Origin of the sequence: Pseudoalteromonas sp. RB2-MNA-CIBAN-0110 (assembly GCF_040309305.1) — a bacterium.
GTDB classification, from domain to species: domain Bacteria; phylum Pseudomonadota; class Gammaproteobacteria; order Enterobacterales; family Alteromonadaceae; genus Pseudoalteromonas; species Pseudoalteromonas arctica.
In genome coordinates this window covers 156,923-176,899 of sequence record NZ_JBEOOQ010000003.1, presented here as the reverse complement: position 1 = coordinate 176,899, position 19,977 = coordinate 156,923, and the positions used below count along the sequence as shown (strand labels likewise).

Genomic DNA, 19,977 nt, shown 5'->3' with positions numbered 1-19,977 from the left:
TCATGAAAACTCAACTACTTTTAGCCACTGCTTTACTAGCATCTGCAACTGCGTCAGCTCAAAGCAATACTTACTTTAGCCAAGATAACAAAATTGAGTCTAAGTTATGTGTACTAAGTGCAAACGAAGGCTTTAGCGTTGCTCGTAAAGAAGCTGCCCAACACGGTGTTTACCTATCTCGTTTTTCTAAAAGCATTTTATGTAATGGTGAAGATATTCGTGATATTGCTAAAAAAACGACATTAAGCAACGCATCAGTTGAGAAAGTAGAAGTATTTGCAAAAGACGCTCAACAAGAAACTCAATTATGTATGACGGCTTTAAAACAAGGTTTAGCACCTGTTCGTCAAAAAATTGGTAACCTAAACTCATTAAAATGTAATGGTCAAAACGTTACTGAGTTTGTTAAACGCTACCAAAACGCAGCAATCTAATTATTAGCTTAACTATATAAGTAAATTTGAAATGCCTGGTTTTTACCGGGTATTTTTTTGCAAAAATTACAAGGTTGTTTGCAAAGCTTGCAAGCTTAACTTATTGAAACTGTTTAATAAATATACCGATCGAGATTAAGTTATTGATTATTATAAGTTAACTATTATTGGCATTGGATTTGTATTAGTTAAAGTGACATTTAATTAATTACGAAGGATACGTCTTATGAAAAAGTTAACATTAGCAGCCACTATTTTAGCATCATTAAGCCTAGCGGCTTGTTCATCTAATCAAGGTCTTGAAAGAATAGACAGTGACTTTGCAAGTTTAGATAATGATAGCGATGGCTACATCTCAAAAGTTGAAGCTGATGACGATAGCATTTGGGGCCATTTTTCAAATATTGATACCAATATGGATAACGAAATTAGCCGCAAAGAATTTAACACTTATATGAAGCTTAATAATGGCAAAGTAGCCACTGATTCTGAAGTAAGTGAGTCGGCATTTAAAGCTGAAATTGCTAAATTCGATAAAATTGAAAGCAGTTTTTCAAGCTTAGATAACGACAGCAATGGCTATATCTCGGTAGTTGAAGGTAACGATGATGATATTTCAAATCATTTTGGTTACATGGATAAAAACCAAGATAAGCGCATCAGTAAAAGCGAGTTTATGGGTTACATTAAAAAATACGGTAACGCAGTAGCTGAAGATGATGCATTAGAAGCTTTTAAAAGTAACTAATAGTTACCATTTTAGTAAGTAAGATTAAAGCCAGTGCTAGTCACTGGCTTTTTTGTGTTTTAAATTTAGTTATTTGATAGATATATTTTCCTAGTTTGGTGTTGTTCTGTCATAATAGATGGCTGTGTATTTTTATTTGTTAAGAGTGTGTATGGCGGGTCGGCGAATTAGTGATGAACAACTAGTTGAGATCATTGAAGCAGCTATTTTTGTTGCAGATAAGCCTGTTAGTAAACGCCACCTCAAAGACATCGTATTAATAGATTTAGCTATTTCTATGGCACGAATAAATGACGCAATAGATACAATACAAGAGCATTTTCAAACTCGTGGTATTCGCTTAGTTGAAGTTGGTAGTGGGTATCGGTTTCAGGCATGCAGTAGTTTAAGCCCTTGGTTAAATAACTTGTGGCAAGAACGCGCACCAAAATACTCGCGTGCTTTACTGGAAACATTATCACTTATTGCATACAGGCAGCCCATTACACGCGGCGAAATTGAGCAAGTAAGAGGTGTTACTACGGGTTCGAATATTATTAAAACCTTACTCGAAAGAGAGTGGGTTAAAGTGGTAGGGCATAAAGAGGTTCCGGGAAAGCCGGCTTTATATGCAACTACTAAGCAATTTTTAGATTATTTTTCGTTAACTGGGCTTGAAAATTTACCTGCGTTGCCAACAGAGCAGCAAAGTAAAATTAACCAGTTATTGAGCGATCCTTCTGTGAGAGAACCATCCGAATGAGTATTATACAAGGTGAAAAGTTACAAAAAGTCTTAGCCCGTGCAGGCGTAGGCTCACGCCGTGAAATGGAAAAATACATTGACGCAAACCGCGTTAGTGTAAACGGTAAAGTGGCAAAATTAGGTGACCGTGTTGAAGAAACCGATTTGATTCGTGTTGACGGACACAGTGTAAAAATCGAAGAAAAAGCAGACCGAATCTGTCGTGTGATTATGTATAACAAACCAGAAGGTGAGTTAAGCACACGTAAAGATCCTGAAGGGCGTCGTACTGTATTTGACCGACTTCCGCGTATTGATGGTGATCGCTGGATTGCGGTTGGTCGACTAGACGTTAATACATCGGGTTTAATGCTTTTTACAAACGATGGTGAACTGGCAAACCGTTTAATGCACCCAAGCTATGAAGTAGAGCGTGAATACTCTGCACGTGTATTTGGTGAAGTAACCAACGAGACGGTTAAAAACTTACTACGTGGTGTTGAGCTTGAAGATGGTCCAGCCAAATTCACGACTGTAACCCCTATGGGTGGCGAAGGCGTTAACCGTTGGTTTAACGTAACGTTAAATGAAGGGCGTAACCGTGAAGTTCGCCGTTTATGGCAGTCTCAAGATGCGGAAGTATCTCGTCTTATTCGTATTCGTTACGGTAAACTAGAGCTTGATAAGCGCGTGCCACAAGGTGGTTGGATGGAGTATGATTTAGAAACAGTAAACTACTTGCGTAAAACCGTTAAATTAGGCCGCGAAACACAAACTAAGCTTTCTGTTATGCCTGAAAAACGCAAAGATAAACGCGCTAAAATCAACCAAATTCGTAAAGCAGTTAAAAAACACAATCAGCGTGTTAAGCCGACTAAACGTAAATAATCAATTAGTTATTTATTGAACACAAAAAAGCCGCTAATTGCGGCTTTTTTAATGTGTTGTTTAAATTATTTAAACTCTAAATTACTTTTTTACTTGAGCATCTAACGATTCGCCATTCACTTCACTTGAATCGTCACTCATTAGATATAAATATGTAGGCATTAAATCCTCTGGTGTAGCAAGTGCGTCTCTATCTTCACCTGGATATGCAGCAGCTCGCATTGAAGTGCGAGTAGCGCCTGGGTTAATACAGTTTACACGAATATTCGTTTTACCTACTTCACATGCCCATGTTTGCATCATACCTTCTACTGCAAATTTTGAGATGGCATAAGGCCCCCAAAATTCACGACCTTTGCGGCCTACACCTGATGACGTAAATACTATCGATGCATTATTAGACTTACGAAGAACAGGAAAAAGTGCTTTAGTGATCATTGCTTGTGCAGTCACGTTTACTTTCATTATGTTTTCGAACGTAGATGAGCAAAAATGTTCAAGCGGACCGAGTGACCCTAAAATACCTGCATTATTAAGCAACCCATCAAGGCGTCCAAACTGATATTCGATTGTTGCAGCAAGGTCACGGTAGTTTTGCTTCGTTGCGCCTTTTAAATCCATAGGGACTATTGCAGGTTTAGGGTAGCCAGAATTAACAATTTCATCGTAAACACATTCAAGTTTATTAGTTGTTTTTCCTAATAAGATAACTGTAGCGCCGTATTTTGCATACGTAATTGCTGCAACTCGGCCAATACCATCACCGGCGCCTGTTATTAAAATAACTTTATCTTTAAGTGCGTTTTCAGCTGCTTGATATGTGTGCATAAAAGTACCAATTCATATAATTTTTTTGATTTTAACATAGCGAAACATGAAGTAATCGAATTTATTGTAAAATTAGGTGGCGAAAATAGAAACTTTACGTTAAGTTTAACTGGTCTAATGTCTCATTAATAATCTGATTACATTGTTTTAACTTAATACACTGATTAAACACACTATAAAAATAAAATATGTGCGGAGCCAACAATATGAAAAAAATGCTACTTTCACTCTCAGTTACAGCTGCTTTAGCAGGTTGTGGCGGTGGAGAAACGTTAACAGATGTCAAAAATGACACAGCACCAGTTGTCCCAACAGCAACAGTCACATTTGATCCTGCAGCAGGTATCTTATCGGTACCTAACGATTTACTACTCAGTGGTACTTTAGACGGGACTCTAAATCTGCCAGATGAAACAGATGATAATAATATTTTTGTTTCTCGCGCGGCTTATGCAAACCCTCAACTTGCACTAGGTGCGCTTGACGGTTGGTCTTCGCAGGTTCCTTATAAAATTGATTTAACATTTCCACCAAATGTTAGTTTAGATGAAGCGTCTGCGGGGACCCCTGGTACAGTAAGGATTTTTGAAGTTGTAATGGGTGCGAGTTTAACCGACGCAGAATGTTCTGTAGTCGCTGCTGGAACAGCTTGTAAACTGGTTGGCGAGCTTACTTTTGGTGTTGACTTTGTTACTCAAGCTTCAGGTGATGGCGTTGCCATTATTCCTTTAAAACCATTTACGGCCGGTAGCTCATACATCAATGTATTAACTACAGGGCTTAAAGATTCTTTAGGTCGTTCTATTGAGCCTTCATCTACTTATGCCTCCGTGAGTGAAGAAGCGCCATTAATTACAGATGCTCAACTTGGTTTGCAAGGAGCTGTAAATAGCTACGAAAATGTAGTGGTTAGTTCAGGTGACATTTCAAAAGACGATATTATTTTTTCTAGCGCAATGACTATTCAGTCTGCAGGGCTAGTGCTTGGTACCATTAAACAATTATTAGCTGGTAGTTTGAGAAACCCTGCAACCATACCAAAAATAACTATCACAGAGTCTGAAGAAACGGTTAAAGATTTTTTAGATTTTCCAGATATAGCTACTTTTGCACCATTTGATGCTGTTGAATACATTAAAGGTGAAATTACTTTACCAATGTATCTAGGCACACCAACAGGTACAGATATAAGTGCTTTGAATGACACATACTGGAAAGCAATGTGTTCAAGCCCTGTTGCGGTATTAAATCAGTTAGCCGCGGATCAAAAGTTACGAGATGAGGGTAAAGAAGAAGATATTGATGCAACTATGTTTGACGAAGGGCCTTATGAAGACGTTTGTCAGCAAATAAATACCCGTCTACATGACTATCCAAAAATAGATATTACTCGGCATTTAACTAAATATAACCCAGTTCCACTAGCTCAAAGCAATGAGACTATACCTGTACAAATCACAAAGCCAATTTTAGCTGATATAAATATTTATCGTTCAGTTTATGGTTTACCTGAGCTTGAAAGTATCCCAGAAGGTGGTTGGCCTGTTGTTATTATGCAACACGGCATTACAACACAAAAAGAAAGTATGCTCGCTTTAACGGCGCAGCTTTCAATTCAGGGCTTTGCTACAGTTGCAATAGACCATCCTCGCCATGGTGAGCGTGGAATAGATGCTGATGATGATGGAACAGACGATTTTAATGCTACAACGGGCTCTGTGCTTAGTTACATGAACTTAAGTTCATTACTTGTTGCACGTGATAGCTTACGTCAATCGGCTGCTGATTTATTAGGCCTTCGTTTAGGCTTAAACTTTATTAACGATACAACTATTAATAGTAAAGACGTTACCTACATTGGGCATTCGCTAGGTTCTATTGTTGCTCCAGCATTTATTGCTCAAGCTAATACGCCAATGGCAGAAACGCTTGATCCGCTATTTAATGTAAACACGGTAGCTCTTGCAAGTGGTGGTGGCGGTATAGCAAGCTTCTTACTTGAATCTGCTGCGTTTGGTCCATTTATTCAAGGTTCAGTACTTTCACAAGCGGGTACGACAGAAGCTGATGAATTTACTGCATACTTACAAGGAGATGCAGTTTCTAACTGTGGCTCATTAATACCAGACATGGAAGCTTACTTGACATGTGGTTACAACGAATATATTGCATCACTTACCACTGCGGGTGAAACGACTAAACTTACTAACATTCAAGGTGTATTTACACAGTTTGCTTTTGCGGCGCAAACAGCGCTAGATAGTGGCGACCCAACGAACTACGCAGCCACTGTGAAAGCATTAGGTACTCCTGTTTATACAAATGTTGTTGTGGGTGATGGTGTTGATAACAAGCCTGACCAAGTGATACCACCAATGGCAGCTAACAATCCTATTTCTGGCACAATTCCATTAGCTAACTTGATGGGTCTTGAAACAGTAAGCTCTTCGCAAGCCTTGAGTGAAGCACCGGCAAGCTATTTAGTTAAATTCACTAAAGGGCATCATGGTTCTATATTAACACCAGCTCAAGATGCTGCACAGGCTGCAACTGTTGAAGGCAGTGCTGCCGCTAATGCAGAAATGCAGTTGCAAGTAGCTGTTTATTTAGCTTCTCGTGGACGGATGTTATTAGTTTTCAACCCTGAGGTTGTGACTGATTAATAACCAGTAAAATAATTAACCTTTAAAAGCCACTGAAAAGTGGCTTTTTTTTGCTTTAAAGCATGCTAAATTAGCTGAAATTTATAAATGGAGAAACCAGTTGGAATTTTTATACGAATACGGTTTGTTTTTTGCTAAAACAGTTACTTTTGTTATCGCTATAGCAGTTGTTTTAATGCTAATAGTTGGCGCTGCAGTTAAGCCAAAGGCCAAAAAAGGTGAAATACAAATTGATGATATATCAGAGCAGCTAGTTGAACTTAAAGAAAGTTTTTTACAAAATACGTTGGGTAAAAAAGAGCTTAAAGCGCATCAAAAACAACTTAAATCAAAGAGTAAAAAAGCAGATAAAGATGAGCCTAAACCTCGTTTATATGTAATTGACTTTGTGGGTAGTATGGACGCTCACGAAGTAGAAAGCTTACGAGAAGAAATAACGGCTATTATCTCTATTGCCGATCCAAGTAAAGACAAAGTACTTATTCGTTTAGAAAGTGGTGGCGGTGTTGTACATGGCTACGGACTTGCTGCATCTCAGTTACAGCGTATTAAAAGTGCGGGTATCCCTCTAAGTGTTGCAATTGATAAAGTGGCAGCAAGTGGTGGTTACATGATGGCGTGTGTCGCGGACGAGATACTTGCAGCGCCTTTTGCAATAGTTGGATCTATTGGTGTGATAGCTCAAATACCTAACTTTAATAAAATATTAAAGAAAAATGATGTTGAATTTGAGCAAATAACAGCAGGTGAATTTAAACGCACACTTACTTTATTTGGTGAAAACACAGATAAGGCCCGTGAAAAATTTCGTGAAGAAATTGAACAAACACATGATTTATTTAAAACGTTTGTAAGCACTCAACGTCCAAGCTTAGATATAAGCTTAGTTGCGACAGGTGAGCATTGGTTTGCAACTCAAGCGATTGATAAAGGCTTGGTAGATGTTATAAAAACAAGTGATGATGCATTGCTAGAGCAGCAACATGAGCGCCAAATTTATAAGATTAAATACAAAGTTAAAAAAGGGTTGAGCGATAAGCTAGCTCTTGGCTTGAGTAGTGGTGTAAATAAAGTGGGAATAAACTTACTTTCTAAGTTTAAGTCGTTAAATCCTTAGATTAGAATCTTTTTCAGGATTCAGTTTAATTATTTTTACTCGAAAAAAAACCTTGATGGATTGCATCAAGGTTTTTTATAGCTATATAAATGTAGCTTATGAATCAATAGATTTATGATAATCTTCTAAGTCTTTAGCTGCATTAGGGTCGTTAAAGATGCTCTCATCTAGCTCACCTTCAGACTTGGCAACAACACAGGTAACCATACAATCGCCGGTTACATTAACTGCTGTACGTGTCATATCAAGTAATCTATCTACACCGATAATAATTGCAATCCCTTCTACAGGTAAGCCAACTTGGTTAAGTACCATTGCCAGCATTATTAAACCAACACCAGGTACGCCTGCTGTACCTACAGAGGCAAGTGTTGCTGTTAATATAACCATTAAATAATCAGATATTGTCAAATCGACACTAAACACTTGTGCAATGAACACGGTAGCCACACCTTGCATGATGGCAGTGCCATCCATGTTAATGGTAGCACCCAGTGGGATAGTAAATGAGGCAACCGAGTTATTAGCACCTAACTTTTTAGTAGCAGTTTCAAGTGTAATAGGCATAGTTGCGCTTGAGCTCGAGGTACTAAATGCAAATAAGCATGTGTGCTTCATTTTTGCTAAGAAAATAAGCGGGTTTAAGCCCGTTAATATTTTTAAAAGCAATGTGTAGTTTACAAAAGCATGTAATAACAGTGCAAGCACTACAACGCCAAAGTACTTCGCTAAGCTCACAATTAAGTTAAGCTCAATTGTTGTAAACAGTTTTGCCATTAAAAAGAACACGCCATAAGGGGCAATATTCATTAAAAGCGTAACTAGTTTTAAAATCACAGTGTTTAAATCTTCAAATACTGTAGCAACACGTTTTCCTGCTTTACCACTTAATGCCATTGCTACACCAAATAAAAGTGCAAACACAATAACTTGAAGCATATTGCCTTTGGCCATTGCTTCAAAAGGATTTGTAGGAAACATATCTATAATTACACGTGCAAGGGTAGGTGCTTCTTTAGCATCGTAGGTTGCATTAGATGGCAAGCTTATACCTTCACCAGGGCTAAATAATAAGGCAAGTGTAATCGCCACTGTTATAGCAATAGCTGTAGTTAATAAATATAAACCAATAGATTTACCACCTAGGCGGCCTAGTTTTTTAGGGTCGCTTAAGCTACAGGTACCACAAACAAGCGATACAAAAACAAGAGGCACAACTAACATTTTCAAGCTGGCAATGAATATTTGACCACCAACATGGAAAATACCATCAACAAAAAAGGCTTTAATTGGCAAAGAGAATAACCCAAGTGGTATTAGATAATCGTCTTCACCAGCTAATATAGCCTGAAATATAAAACCTACTGTAACCCCAAGCGCCATACCAATCATGATGCGAGTGGTTAAACTCATTGAACGGATTTTTGACATATTTCCTGATCTACATTTTATAAATTTGCCATAGACTACCAGCAAGGAAATATTTACTACAGAAAAAGTTAGTATTTATTTAAAAATATTTTGCACAAAAAAGTAATAAAAAACTGTGATTTTAGACTAAGTTATAGGTTAATATTAAGTGTAAATTAATTTTAATTATAATAACAACGCTAGGGAGAGGTTCATGCCTTTAATGCGACTGCTCGGCATTTCATTGCTAAGTTTTTTACTCACAGCCTGTGGTGGCGGTGGGTCACTTGAAAAAGACGGCTCTATTAGTGATGGTGATTCCACTACAGAGCCTGCTAAATACTCGGTTTCATTAAAGGGATATTCTCAAACAGACGCAACAGAGTTAAATTCTGTTGCGGCAGATTCTCCTTTAAACCTGCGAGCAATACTCACTGATAACGATGGTGATTTTGTTGGTAGTCAGCGAATTACATTTTCTTTAACTGATACGGTTGGGGCTTTAAGCCAAACATCTGCACTTACAAATGCAGATGGAGAAGCCGAAGTTGAACTAATGGCTGGTACTGTAGAAGGTGCTGGAGAAGTAACTGCCACATATACAGTTGATGGCACAACCTACACAGATAGTTTTTCGTTTAGCTCAACAGGTGATGCAGCAAGTGATGTTGAAAACGCATACACAATTAGTGTGCAAGGCTATTCTCAAGTCGACGGTAGTGAGTCAAATGCTGTTACAGCCGATTTCCCATTAAATATACGAGCTAGACTTTCTGATGCAGATGAAAATATTATTTCAGGTGGACGTATAACATTCGCACTAGCAGACAACATTGGCTCTCTTGCTCAATCTTCGGCACTAACTCAAGCTGATGGTCTAGCTACAATTGAGTTAACCGCAGGCACTACAGAGGGAGCAGGTGAAGTAACCGCTACTTATTCTATAAACGGAGAGTCCTATTCGAGTACTTTTTCGTTCAGCTCTGCTGGTGATTCAGAACAAAATATTGAAAGCGACTTCACTATAGAGCTAAAAGGTTTATCTCAATCTGATGGTACAGAAGCAACAGCGGTAACGGCCGCTAACCCTTTAAATATTCAAGCAACACTGTTTGATGATGAAGGCTCAGTTGTTGTAGCAGAGCGTATCACGTTTGCACTTTCAGATAATATTGGTGTTTTAGATAAAACATCAGATTTAACAAACGAAATGGGTCAAGCATCAGTCATATTAACAGCTGGCACTATAGAAGGTGCTGGTATAATTACAGCCACTTATACTGTCAGTGGTGAGTCTTATGCAGAAAGCTTTTCGTTTAGTTCAGCTGGTGATGCAGCTATAAATCCAAATAATGAATACGTGATCCAATTACAAGGCTTCTCTCAAGGGGATGGGTCTGAAACTAATTCAGTTTCAGGGGATACTCCAATCGATTTAATCGCTACTCTTACTAATAATGGTAGTCAAGTATCTGGTGAGGTAATAACATTTTCTCTATCGGGTAATGTGGGTTCTTTAAATGCAAGTTCGGCACTTACACAAACTAATGGACAAGCGAAAGTAGAATTAACATCAGGAACAATTGAAGGAGCTGGTCAAGTTACAGCAAATTTCACTCAAAATAGTATTACTTATAGTGCTACATTTTCGTTTCAATCAGATGGCAAAGAAGGAAGCCAACCAGCTTATAGTTTAACTTTGCAAGGGTATTCAAACGGAACGGAAGTTCAATCAAATACGGTTACTTCATTAGTGCCACTTGAACTAAGAGCAACGCTACTTAATGACGGTACTCCAGTTAGCTCACAAAGTGTTAACTTTTCGTTAGCTAGTAATATAGGTATTTTAAACCCTAGTTCTGGTAGTGTTTTAACCAATAGTAATGGTATAGCTACTATTGAGCTTCTAGCTGGAAATATTGAAGGTGCTTCAGAATTATCTGTAACTTACATAAATAATGGTGTTACGTACTCATCGGAAGCCTTTGACTTTGAATCTATCATTGTTGAAAAGGCTGAAATTACGGTGAGCTTATTAGCAAGTGATGGTTCGACCACTCGTAATGTAGATTTTTTAAGCCCTGCTGTTGCTCAGGCACAACTATTATTAAATGGTGAGCCAGGTGCCTATAAGTTAGTAGCATTTAATTTATCAGGCTTAGGCACTATTAATCCTTCTAATGGTACTGCACTGACCAATGAACTGGGGATTGCGAAGGTTGATTTATTAGCAGGGACAGAAGCCGGGGCCGGTTCAATTACGGCCGAATATATTGATAGCGATAACACAAGTTTTACAGCTGAAGCTTTTACATATACAACTGCAGGTGATTCTCCTGATCAAGGTGATGCCGATAATTTCACAATTGATCTAAGTTTAATATCGTCAACAACACTAATACAAACAAGTGAAATTAGTGCTAACGATAATGGCCTAGTGCAAGCTCTAGTCCTAGATTCAAATGGTGACCCAGTAGTGGGAGAAGTGGTTTCTTTTAGCTCTACTTTAGGTAGTCTTTTACCGAGTTCGGGTACGGCACTAACAAATACTAATGGTATTGCCACTCTAAATTTGACACCAGGTACAATTGAAGGAGCTGGTAATGTTACAGCACAGTACGAAGCTATTACAGAAACGGTAGGGTTTTATACTCGTGGTGATGCTATTGACCCTAATCAAAGCACTGCGGATATCAATTTTAAAATTTTGCAAAATTGTCCGGTTGATTTTAAAACAATCAGAGATGCAAATTTATGTGAAGAGATAACAAGTATCTCAGGTGATTCTTCAGCTATTTTATTTATTGAAGTGACTAATGAAAATTCAACAACACCACTTACTCAAACACTAGTTACTGCAACTACAACTATTGGTACAATTTCACCTACTACAGGTACTGCAATTACAGATTCTAGTGGTATTGCTATATTAGATATCGTACCTGGACGTGATGTAGGAGCAGGTGAAGTTACAGTATCAGTGCTAGACAGTAATTTAACGAAAGCATTTCAAATTGCGGCTGTTGACATTGATATTACTCTTACAAGTTCATTAGCAGCGAATGAGTTATTATCGGCTGGAGCTACTGCATTAATCTCTATCGAAATTACTAAAGACGGTCAACTATATACAACACCACTAAATGTTGAATTTACCTCAGGTTGTGTAGCGAGTGGTTTAGCTGTAATGGATGAGTCAGTAACCAGTATAGGTGGTTTTGCGCGCTCAACATACCGTCCTTTAACATGTGTAGGTGGTGATATAATTACTGCAACGGTTATTACCGGTGGTGATACTGTATCAGGTACTACAACAATAGATGTGTCTCCAGCAGATATTGGCTTTATACAATTTATTGAAGTTACAGAACCAGTTATTTCATTGAAAGGCACTGGTGGTGCAAATAGAAGTGAAATTTCAAATGTTAAGTTTAAGCTTATTGATTCTAACGGAAATGCATTAGCCTCTAAAACTGTTAACTTTGGCTTATCAACTTCAGTTGGTGGTATCACTATTACTCCAACTTCAGCTATCACTAATAGCGCTGGTGAAATACAAACAACAGTTCAGTCGGGAGCAGTTGCTACGCCAGTTCGTGTTATCGCATCAAGCCAAGAAGATATAAATGGCGAAGTTGTTGTTGTAACAGCACCATCTGATATTTTGGTTATTAGCACAGGTATTGCTGATCAAAATAGTTTTTCTTTGTCACGCTCTGAATTTAACCCACATGGTTTGAATGTTGATGGTACCGAGGTATCAGTAAATGCGCGTTTAGCTGATCACTTTAATAATCCAGTCCCTGATGGTACGGCCATAAGCTTTATTACTGAAGGTGGTGTTATCGAACCGAGTTGTACAACTAGCAATGGCGCTTGTAGTGTTAAATGGACGAGCAGCAATCCTCGCCCATTTACTGATTCTTTATATGAAAATTCTATTTCAGAGAAGTGTGATAGTGGGTTACCTTGTCCGCTTGGTATCTTAAACAATGATTACAGCGTAGATTTACCATTAGGTGGAAGAGCAACAGTGCTTGCTTATGCTATTGGTGAAGAAACATTCTCAGATCTCAATGGTAATGGCTATTTTGATAGTGAAGATTTTTTTGAAGATTTATTCGACATTCCTGAAGCCTTTGTGGATCATAATGAAGATGGTATTTACGGTGGTAAAGATTGTGCAGATGGTACAGCCTTACCATGTACTAAAGATGCCTCTATCGGTGATGAATTTGAGGACTTTATAGACTTTGATGGAAGTGGTACTTGGACAACAGGAAATGGTTTGTACAACGGTTTATTGTGTTTGGAGTCAGATGAAACTGCCGGTATTTGTAGCCGTAAAATGGTTAATGTATTTCAAAACCAAGAAATTGTTATGTCAGGAGATTCTGCTTTTTACAGGTTAGTTACATTTGCTGATGATTGTGCTGCAATAGCTGGAGCTACTGCGACTGAAGTGCGAGTAAATAGTGACTTAACTAGCCCTTTAGTTCGTCGAGTGCAAAATGATCCAACTAGTGCACTGATGTGTCAAGTGAGTGCTATAGATTTAACTCAAACTGCATCTGGAACAAGTAGCTTAAGTTTAATTGTATATATTGCAGATGTATATAATAACCCAATGCCTGTAGGGAGTGATGTTACAATAACTACAGATAACGGTGAGCTGACAGGAACTACTAATTATACATTTCCTAACACAACCAGTATTGTACCGATTGGAGTTTCATTCGGGATTAAGAGAGAGCCACTTACGGGCGGTAATGAGAGTTCTTCTGGTAGTTTAACTATTGCTACAGAGGCAACATCTGGTCTTGTAACTTCTATTTCTATACCGGTAGAAGATGATCTTTAACCTGTAAACTAAAAAAATGCCAACCTTTAGGTTGGCATTTTTGTTTCTGTTCTATATATTCCACATCAATTAATCTAAAAACACTAGTTTGTTTAATTTAACGACAAAAATTGTTCGTTTATTCAGTAAATACTGAAAAGTTTGTATTAAAAGCTTGTAACAACTAGTGTTTGTAGATATACCTATAAATATTCGCGCCGCTTATGTCGGCAAAACACATTTTCAATATTTGGTTAGAAATAGGCAACTATGGGCAAATCGCTAGTAATTGTAGAGTCTCCTGCTAAGGCTAAAACAATTAATAAATATTTAGGTAATGACTTCATCGTAAAGTCCAGTATTGGGCATGTACGAGATTTACCTACTTCAGGTTCGAGCAAAGCTAAAGTGCCGGCAACTAAAACGCCAGCAGAAGTTCGTAAAATGGAACCTGAAGAGAAAGCAGCGTATAAAAAGCAACGAGATTATACAAACTTAGTCGCGCGTATGGGTATAGACCCAAATCAAGGCTGGGATCCGCATTACGAAATACTGCCTGGTAAAGAAAAAGTTGTTCAAGAATTACAAAAGCTGGCAGAAAATGCAGACCAAATATATCTCGCAACGGATTTGGATAGAGAAGGGGAAGCAATTGCTTGGCACCTTCAAGAAATCATTGGTGGTGATCCTGCTAAATATAAGCGCGTAGTTTTTAACGAAATTACTAAAAACGCAATACAGCAAGCGTTTGAAACACCTGGCGAGCTTAATACTGATATGGTTTATGCTCAGCAAACACGTCGCTTTTTAGACCGTGTTGTTGGCTTTATGGTATCACCTTTGTTGTGGGCTAAAGTGGCCCGTGGACTTTCTGCAGGACGAGTTCAGTCTGTTGCGGTACGTTTATTAGTAGAGCGTGAGCGTGAAATTAAGGCGTTTATCCCTGAAGAATTTTGGGATATTCACGCTGACGTTAAAAATACTGAGTCTGAGTTACGTTTAGAAGTAGCCAAACAAGCAGGAAAGCCTTTTAAGCCTGTAAATGAAGCTCAGGCTAGCGCAGCGGTTAAAAGCCTTGAGAATGCAGAATACAAAGTAATTAGCGTTGAAGAAAAACCAAGTAAAAGTCGCCCAAGTGCGCCATTAATTACTTCAACCATGCAGCAAGCAGCAAGCACACGTTTAGGTTATGGTGTTAAAAAGACCATGATGCTTGCTCAGCGTTTGTATGAAGGCGGTTATATTACGTATATGCGTACCGATTCAACTAATCTTTCAAAAGATGCCGTTGAAATGTGTCGTGAGTATGTAACAAACGAGTTTGGTGCTAAATACTTACCAAAAGATCCAATTAGCTACAGCTCTAAAGGCAATGCACAAGAAGCGCATGAGGCAATACGTCCTTCAAGCGTTACCGTGTTATCTGGTCATGTTGAAGGTGTAGACGCCGATGCTAAAAAGCTGTATGAGCTAATTTGGCGTCAGTTTGTAGCGTGCCAAATGGTACCTGCTGAATACGATTTAACAACACTAACTGTTGCAGCTAACGACTTCCAGCTTAAAGCGAAAGGCCGTGTGCTACGCTTTGATGGTTGGACAAAAGTACAACCTGCGATACGTAAGAAAAACGAAGAAGATCAATCACTACCGGCTGTTAAAGAAGGTGAAGTCCTTACTTTAATCGAACTCGATCCTAAGCAACATTTTACTAAACCGCCAGCGCGCTTTAGTGAAGCAAGTTTAGTAAAAGAGCTTGAAAAACGCGGTATTGGTCGTCCATCTACTTATGCGTCAATTATATCAACGATTCAAGATCGTGGTTATGTACGTGTAGAAAACCGCCGTTTCTTCGCTGAAAAAATGGGTGAAATAGTTACCGATCGCTTGGTTGAAAATTTCACTGATTTAATGAACTTTGATTTTACAGCTAAAATGGAAGGCCGTTTAGATGATATCGCTGAAGGCGAGCGTGTATGGACTCAAGTTCTAGATAAGTTTTATGCTGATTTTTCAACGCAATTAACTGTTGCTAAAGACGAGCCAGAGAACGGTGGCATGCGTCTTAACGAGATGGTTGAAACCGATATTGAATGTCCTACGTGTAGCCGAAAAATGGGTATACGAACGGCATCAACAGGTGTTTTCTTAGGGTGTACTGGTTACAGCCTTCCGCCAAAAGAGCGTTGTACTACAACAATGAACTTGGTGTCGGGTGATGAAGCAGTTGCAGCTGATGTAGAAGATGTAGAAACTGAAAAGTTAATGCAGATGAAACGTTGTCCTATTTGTGAAACTGCAATGGATTCATACCTAATCGACGAAACCCGTAAATTACATGTGTGTGGTAATAACCCGGCATGTAAAGGGCATATAGTTGAAGAAGGTACCTTTAAAATTAAAGGCTATGACGGACCAATTATCGAATGTGATAAATGTGGCTCTGACATGGAACTTAAATCGGGTCGTTTTGGTAAGTACTTTGGCTGTAATAATGACGAGTGTAAAAACACACGTAAACTACTTAAAAGTGGCGAAGCTGCTCCACCAAAAGAAGACCCTGTTCACATTACTGAATTAGAGTGTGAGAAGTCAGATGCGTATTTCGTATTACGTGATGGCGCCGCTGGTATATTCTTAGCTGCAAATACTTTTCCTAAGTCTCGTGAAACACGTGCACCTAAGGTAGAAGAGTTAAAACGCTTTAGAGACCGTATCTCGCCTAAGTTTTATTACTTAGCAGATGCACCTGCTAAAGATCCTGATGGTAATCTTGCTGTTGTACGCTACAGCCGTAAAAATAAAGCTCAGTATGTTATGACTGAAGTTGACGGTAAAGCTACTGGGTGGACTGCTCATTATGAAGCAGGTAAATGGACAGAAGAAGCGAAGAAAAAGGCAGCACCTAAAAAGAAAGCTGCTGCAAAAAAGGCACCAGCTAAAGCAAAGCCTAAAGCGAAAGCTAAAAAAGGAGATGAATAAGCACGTTATCGCTTATCCATAACTTTTTATAGGTTAAAAAAAACCATAAAAAAACCGGAATGCACAGCTTGTGTCTATTCCGGTTTTTTTGTGCCTAGTTAAATGTTTTCGCAACGGCTTTATTAGCAGTACATTCAACTAAGCGTATTGGAGATACCAGTTTTATTAAAAAAATGGTCATTATATTGCCTAAATAACCCACTCACTGCGTTAAAAAACATTCATATAAAACAACTATATGTCATGCTATTTCACTTGCTATTGAGCTATTTTCTTAGCGCAAAAATAGATCACTAATTTAATGCAATTGGTATGATTAAATCTTAACAGAAGATACTTTTTTATAGCCTTCAGATTCAAGCTCATCATTTACGCATTTTAATACGTAGGCATTTAGCTCTTCATTGCTTACGTCATCATCTTTAGCCCAGTTAACACACATTTCTGTGTATTCTTTTACCATTTCGGCTGAAGCTGTTGGCGCATCGTCTGCTACCGCGTAAGTCGCAGATACTGCAAATAGTGGAGCTACGATTAATGCTAGCAATGCTTTTTTCATTCGTTTATTCCTAAAAAAATGGTGTGATGACTGATTTACCCAGTTTAAGATTAGGTTTAAACCAGTAGTGCCCAATCCAGAACAACTCTGTTGGTATACTGATTTTTAAACGAAAACGAAATAAAAGACAACGAAATTTTTTTATCGTGAGGATGAGTAATTTACTTGTCAGGATTTCGCAGCATTGTGTTGCAGTGGTTTATAAGCTAAGGTCGCTTTTTTTAATTAAAAGACAAATCAATGTCATCACACACCCCTAATAAAAAACCACGCCAAGCTAATAAAGTAGAGCATGCATTAGAATCTTTTATTTTTAAAGGGCGTTGGCTACTAGCCCCATTTTTTGTGGGTTTACTATTTGCAGTTGTACTGTTGTTAATAAAGTTTTTTAAGCAGCTTTATTTAATGGGTATTGCGACATTTACAGCAACCAATCAAGAGTTACTTGTCGGTATTCTAACTTTAGTTGATACGGCATTATTAGCGGGGTTATTGCTGATCATTACATTTAGCGGTTACGAGAACTTTGTTTCTAAGCTTAATATTGATAATCATGAAGACAGACCATCTTGGATGGGAAAAGTTGGTTTTTCAGGTCTAAAGATGAAATTAATAAGTGCGATAGTCGCTATTTCTGCTGTTGAGTTATTAAAAGTATTTATAAACTCAGGCGCATATCCAAGTGATGAGCTACTTTGGAAAGTGACTATTCATGTTACGTTTGTAATGTCAGGCGTTTTATTTGCTTTAACTGACTACTTAAACAGTAAAACCCAAAGTCATTAGAAAAATTAAATGCACAAAAAAGCCCAAGTAATTTACTTGGGCTTTTTATGTTTAGAGCTTAGCTGTAACATTAAGTGTAATTATTGATGTCATTAACACTTTGCATAAAAGCAAGCGAAAGGCTCAAGCGTTAGTGTCTCTTGGCTTAATTTTGCGCTGTGGTGGCTAAGCTCGTCATATTCTTTAACGATTGATGTTGGCATATCAATACTTGTTTGTTGAGAGCTTAGATTAAATATGCACAGCATTTTTTGCGGTCCAAGCGTTCTATAAAAAGCAAGCACAGGCTCAGGCGTTTCAATAAACTCAATATCACCCTCTAGTAAAACAGTTTGGCTTTTGCGCCACGCCATAAACTCACGATAGGCGTTTAAAATTGAGTTGCTATCATTAGTTTGCACAGCGACTGATTGCTGTTTGTGTGCTTCATCAACAGGTAGCCAAGGTTTTACGTCACTAAAACCCGCATGAGGTGAATCAGCTTGCTCCCAAGGCATTGGCGTTCTACAGCCATCACGCCCTTTAAAATTAGGCCAAAATGTTATGCCATATGGGTCTTGTAAGTCTTCAAAGGCAACAGATGCTTCACCTAAACCAAGCTCTTCACCTTGGTACATACACACACTGCCACGAAGGGAGGCAAGTAGGGCGGTTAGCATTTTACATTGCTGAGGGTTTATTTCGCCATTTTCGCTCCAGCGACTTGCTACGCGCTCTACATCATGGTTGCTAAATGCCCAACACGGCCAACCCTCAGTCATACGTTGTTCAAGAGTTTGAACCGTAGTTCTAATATATTCACTTGAATAATCATTTGTTAAGAGCTCAAAGCTATATCCCATGTGCAGCTTATCGCCACCTTGGGTGTACTGCGCCATTGTCGCCAATGAATCCTCTGATGAGATTTCGCCAAGCGATACAGTACCTGGGTATTTATTAAGTAATGTGCGAATGTCTTGCATAAACTCAATATTTTCTGGCTGAGTGTTGTTGTAGTAATGATACTGAAATGCGTATGGGTTATCTTCACTAAAACCACGACCCTGGCGCTTATCTTTCGGTTTAGCTGGGTTATCGCGAAGTTGTGCATCGTGATAACAAAAGTTAATAGCATCTAATCTAAAGCCATCAACGCCTTTTTTAAGCCAAAACTCTACGTTATCAAGTACAGCTTGTCTTACGTCAGGATTATGAAAGTTTAAATCGGGTTGTTCGGTTAAAAAGTTATGCAAATAATATTGCCCACGGCGAGGTTCCCACTGCCACGCGCCACCACCAAAAATAGACAGCCAATTATTAGGTGCTGTGCCGTCATCTTTAGCTTCAGCCCAAACATACCAATCCGCTTTATCGTTATTTTTATTTTCGCGGCTATCTGTAAACCATTGGTGTTGATCTGATGTATGGCTTAGTACTTGGTCAATTATAATTTTAATGTTGCGATCATGGGCTTGGCTAATAAGTTCATCAAAATCGTTTAAATCACCAAAAAGCGGGTCAATGTCACGGTAGTCACTAATATCGTAGCCAAAGTCTTTCATCGGCGATTTGAAAAAAGGTGAAATCCAAATTGCATCAACGCCTAAGCTTTTAATGTAATCAATACGATTAATAATCCCTTTTAAGTCACCAATACCATCGTTGTTGCTATCTTGAAAGCTACGCGGATAAACTTGATAAATAACCGCACCTTTATACCACTGCTTTTTGGTCATGCTTTTCTCCGTCATTCCACACAGTATTTAGACTATTCTTTATTGTGATTACGATTAATCACGTTATTTTCAAAAAGCATACGTGAAGCCTTTAACTCTGTAAAAAGTCTGCATACGTATGCACTAAAAATAATGCAATAAAATTATTTAAAATAAGCGCTTAGCGCCTCTTTGGCGGTGTTTGTTTTGTGTGTTTAATGTTTACCAATTATGTTATTCATTCATTTTTTAGTTAAATTTAACCTAACAGATTGTACTATAAAGGAAATATACCCTTGGTTTTACTA

The 19,977-nt window shown here is 38.3% G+C and carries 13 protein-coding genes; 9 read left to right on the top strand and 4 right to left on the bottom strand.

What is annotated here, in order from left to right; translation table 11 throughout:
• The first annotated feature begins 2 nt into the window (after window positions 1-2).
• From AAEY68_RS03375 to rluB, 4 genes are all read left to right on the top strand, one after another.
• Complete coding sequence (locus AAEY68_RS03375; protein ID WP_007582577.1) at window positions 3-434, top strand: hypothetical protein; 432 nt, start codon at window positions 3-5, stop codon at window positions 432-434.
• Between the two features lie 226 nt (window positions 435-660).
• Window positions 661-1,182, top strand: coding sequence for an EF-hand domain-containing protein (locus AAEY68_RS03370; protein WP_007582579.1), 522 nt, complete (start codon window positions 661-663; stop codon window positions 1,180-1,182).
• Window positions 1,183-1,333: 151 nt separating this feature from the next.
• Complete coding sequence (gene scpB, locus AAEY68_RS03365) at window positions 1,334-1,924, top strand: SMC-Scp complex subunit ScpB (protein ID WP_024590449.1); 591 nt, start codon at window positions 1,334-1,336, stop codon at window positions 1,922-1,924.
• Window positions 1,921-2,793: a 23S rRNA pseudouridine(2605) synthase RluB gene (gene rluB, locus AAEY68_RS03360; RefSeq protein ID WP_007582584.1), complete on the top strand. Its 873-nt coding sequence runs from the start codon at window positions 1,921-1,923 to the stop codon at window positions 2,791-2,793. The genes scpB and rluB overlap by 4 nt, the downstream gene beginning before the upstream one ends.
• 81 nt (window positions 2,794-2,874) lie before the next feature.
• Here the strand turns inward: rluB and AAEY68_RS03355 are convergent, their stop codons facing one another.
• A complete protein-coding gene (locus tag AAEY68_RS03355; RefSeq protein WP_350585468.1) occupies window positions 2,875-3,621 on the bottom strand; it encodes a YciK family oxidoreductase in 747 nt (248 codons plus the stop codon).
• 206 nt (window positions 3,622-3,827) lie between these two features.
• Between AAEY68_RS03355 and AAEY68_RS03350 the strand changes: the two genes are divergently transcribed.
• Together AAEY68_RS03350 and sohB are read left to right on the top strand one after the other, a co-directional pair.
• Window positions 3,828-6,284 carry a VolA/Pla-1 family phospholipase gene (locus AAEY68_RS03350; RefSeq protein WP_350585466.1) on the top strand — a complete coding sequence of 819 codons (2,457 nt, stop codon included), beginning with the start codon at window positions 3,828-3,830 and terminating at the stop codon, window positions 6,282-6,284.
• A 100-nt stretch (window positions 6,285-6,384) separates the two neighbouring features.
• A complete protein-coding gene (sohB, locus tag AAEY68_RS03345; protein WP_121955497.1) occupies window positions 6,385-7,401 on the top strand; it encodes a protease SohB in 1,017 nt (338 codons plus the stop codon).
• Window positions 7,402-7,497: 96 nt separating this feature from the next.
• Here sohB and AAEY68_RS03340 read toward each other — a convergent pair whose 3' ends face one another.
• Window positions 7,498-8,832, bottom strand: coding sequence for a dicarboxylate/amino acid:cation symporter (locus AAEY68_RS03340; RefSeq protein WP_007582590.1), 1,335 nt, complete (start codon window positions 8,830-8,832; stop codon window positions 7,498-7,500).
• A 193-nt stretch (window positions 8,833-9,025) separates the two neighbouring features.
• Between AAEY68_RS03340 and AAEY68_RS03335 the strand changes: the two genes are divergently transcribed.
• Entirely contained in the window at window positions 9,026-13,672 is a 4,647-nt protein-coding gene (locus tag AAEY68_RS03335; RefSeq protein ID WP_350585465.1) for a beta strand repeat-containing protein, read from the top strand.
• A gap of 249 nt (window positions 13,673-13,921) precedes the next feature.
• A complete protein-coding gene (gene topA / locus AAEY68_RS03330) occupies window positions 13,922-16,630 on the top strand; it encodes a type I DNA topoisomerase (RefSeq protein WP_350585464.1) in 2,709 nt (902 codons plus the stop codon).
• Between the two features lie 316 nt (window positions 16,631-16,946).
• Here the strand turns inward: topA and AAEY68_RS03325 are convergent, their stop codons facing one another.
• Window positions 16,947-17,189, bottom strand: a complete 243-nt coding sequence (locus AAEY68_RS03325) for a hypothetical protein (RefSeq protein WP_007582596.1) — start codon at window positions 17,187-17,189, stop codon at window positions 16,947-16,949.
• A 240-nt stretch (window positions 17,190-17,429) separates the two neighbouring features.
• Here AAEY68_RS03325 and AAEY68_RS03320 point away from each other — a divergent pair, with 240 nt between their 5' ends.
• Window positions 17,430-17,975, top strand: coding sequence for a TIGR00645 family protein (locus tag AAEY68_RS03320; RefSeq protein WP_007582598.1), 546 nt, complete (start codon window positions 17,430-17,432; stop codon window positions 17,973-17,975).
• 92 nt (window positions 17,976-18,067) lie between these two features.
• Here AAEY68_RS03320 and AAEY68_RS03315 read toward each other — a convergent pair whose 3' ends face one another.
• Window positions 18,068-19,690, bottom strand: a complete 1,623-nt coding sequence (locus AAEY68_RS03315) for an alpha-glucosidase family protein (protein ID WP_350585463.1) — start codon at window positions 19,688-19,690, stop codon at window positions 18,068-18,070.
• Between the last annotated feature and the right edge of the window lie 287 nt (window positions 19,691-19,977).

Coding starts and splice junctions, on each gene's coding strand:
- AAEY68_RS03375 (WP_007582577.1), top strand. CDS start 3: ATGAAAACTCAACTACTTTTAGCCACTGCTTTACTAGCATCTGCAACT.
- AAEY68_RS03370 (WP_007582579.1), top strand. CDS start 661: ATGAAAAAGTTAACATTAGCAGCCACTATTTTAGCATCATTAAGCCTA.
- scpB (WP_024590449.1), top strand. CDS start 1,334: ATGGCGGGTCGGCGAATTAGTGATGAACAACTAGTTGAGATCATTGAA.
- rluB (WP_007582584.1), top strand. CDS start 1,921: ATGAGTATTATACAAGGTGAAAAGTTACAAAAAGTCTTAGCCCGTGCA.
- AAEY68_RS03355 (WP_350585468.1), bottom strand. CDS start 3,621: ATGCACACATATCAAGCAGCTGAAAACGCACTTAAAGATAAAGTTATT.
- AAEY68_RS03350 (WP_350585466.1), top strand. CDS start 3,828: ATGAAAAAAATGCTACTTTCACTCTCAGTTACAGCTGCTTTAGCAGGT.
- AAEY68_RS03340 (WP_007582590.1), bottom strand. CDS start 8,832: ATGTCAAAAATCCGTTCAATGAGTTTAACCACTCGCATCATGATTGGT.
- AAEY68_RS03335 (WP_350585465.1), top strand. CDS start 9,026: ATGCCTTTAATGCGACTGCTCGGCATTTCATTGCTAAGTTTTTTACTC.
- topA (WP_350585464.1), top strand. CDS start 13,922: ATGGGCAAATCGCTAGTAATTGTAGAGTCTCCTGCTAAGGCTAAAACA.
- AAEY68_RS03325 (WP_007582596.1), bottom strand. CDS start 17,189: ATGAAAAAAGCATTGCTAGCATTAATCGTAGCTCCACTATTTGCAGTA.
- AAEY68_RS03320 (WP_007582598.1), top strand. CDS start 17,430: ATGTCATCACACACCCCTAATAAAAAACCACGCCAAGCTAATAAAGTA.
- AAEY68_RS03315 (WP_350585463.1), bottom strand. CDS start 19,690: ATGACCAAAAAGCAGTGGTATAAAGGTGCGGTTATTTATCAAGTTTAT.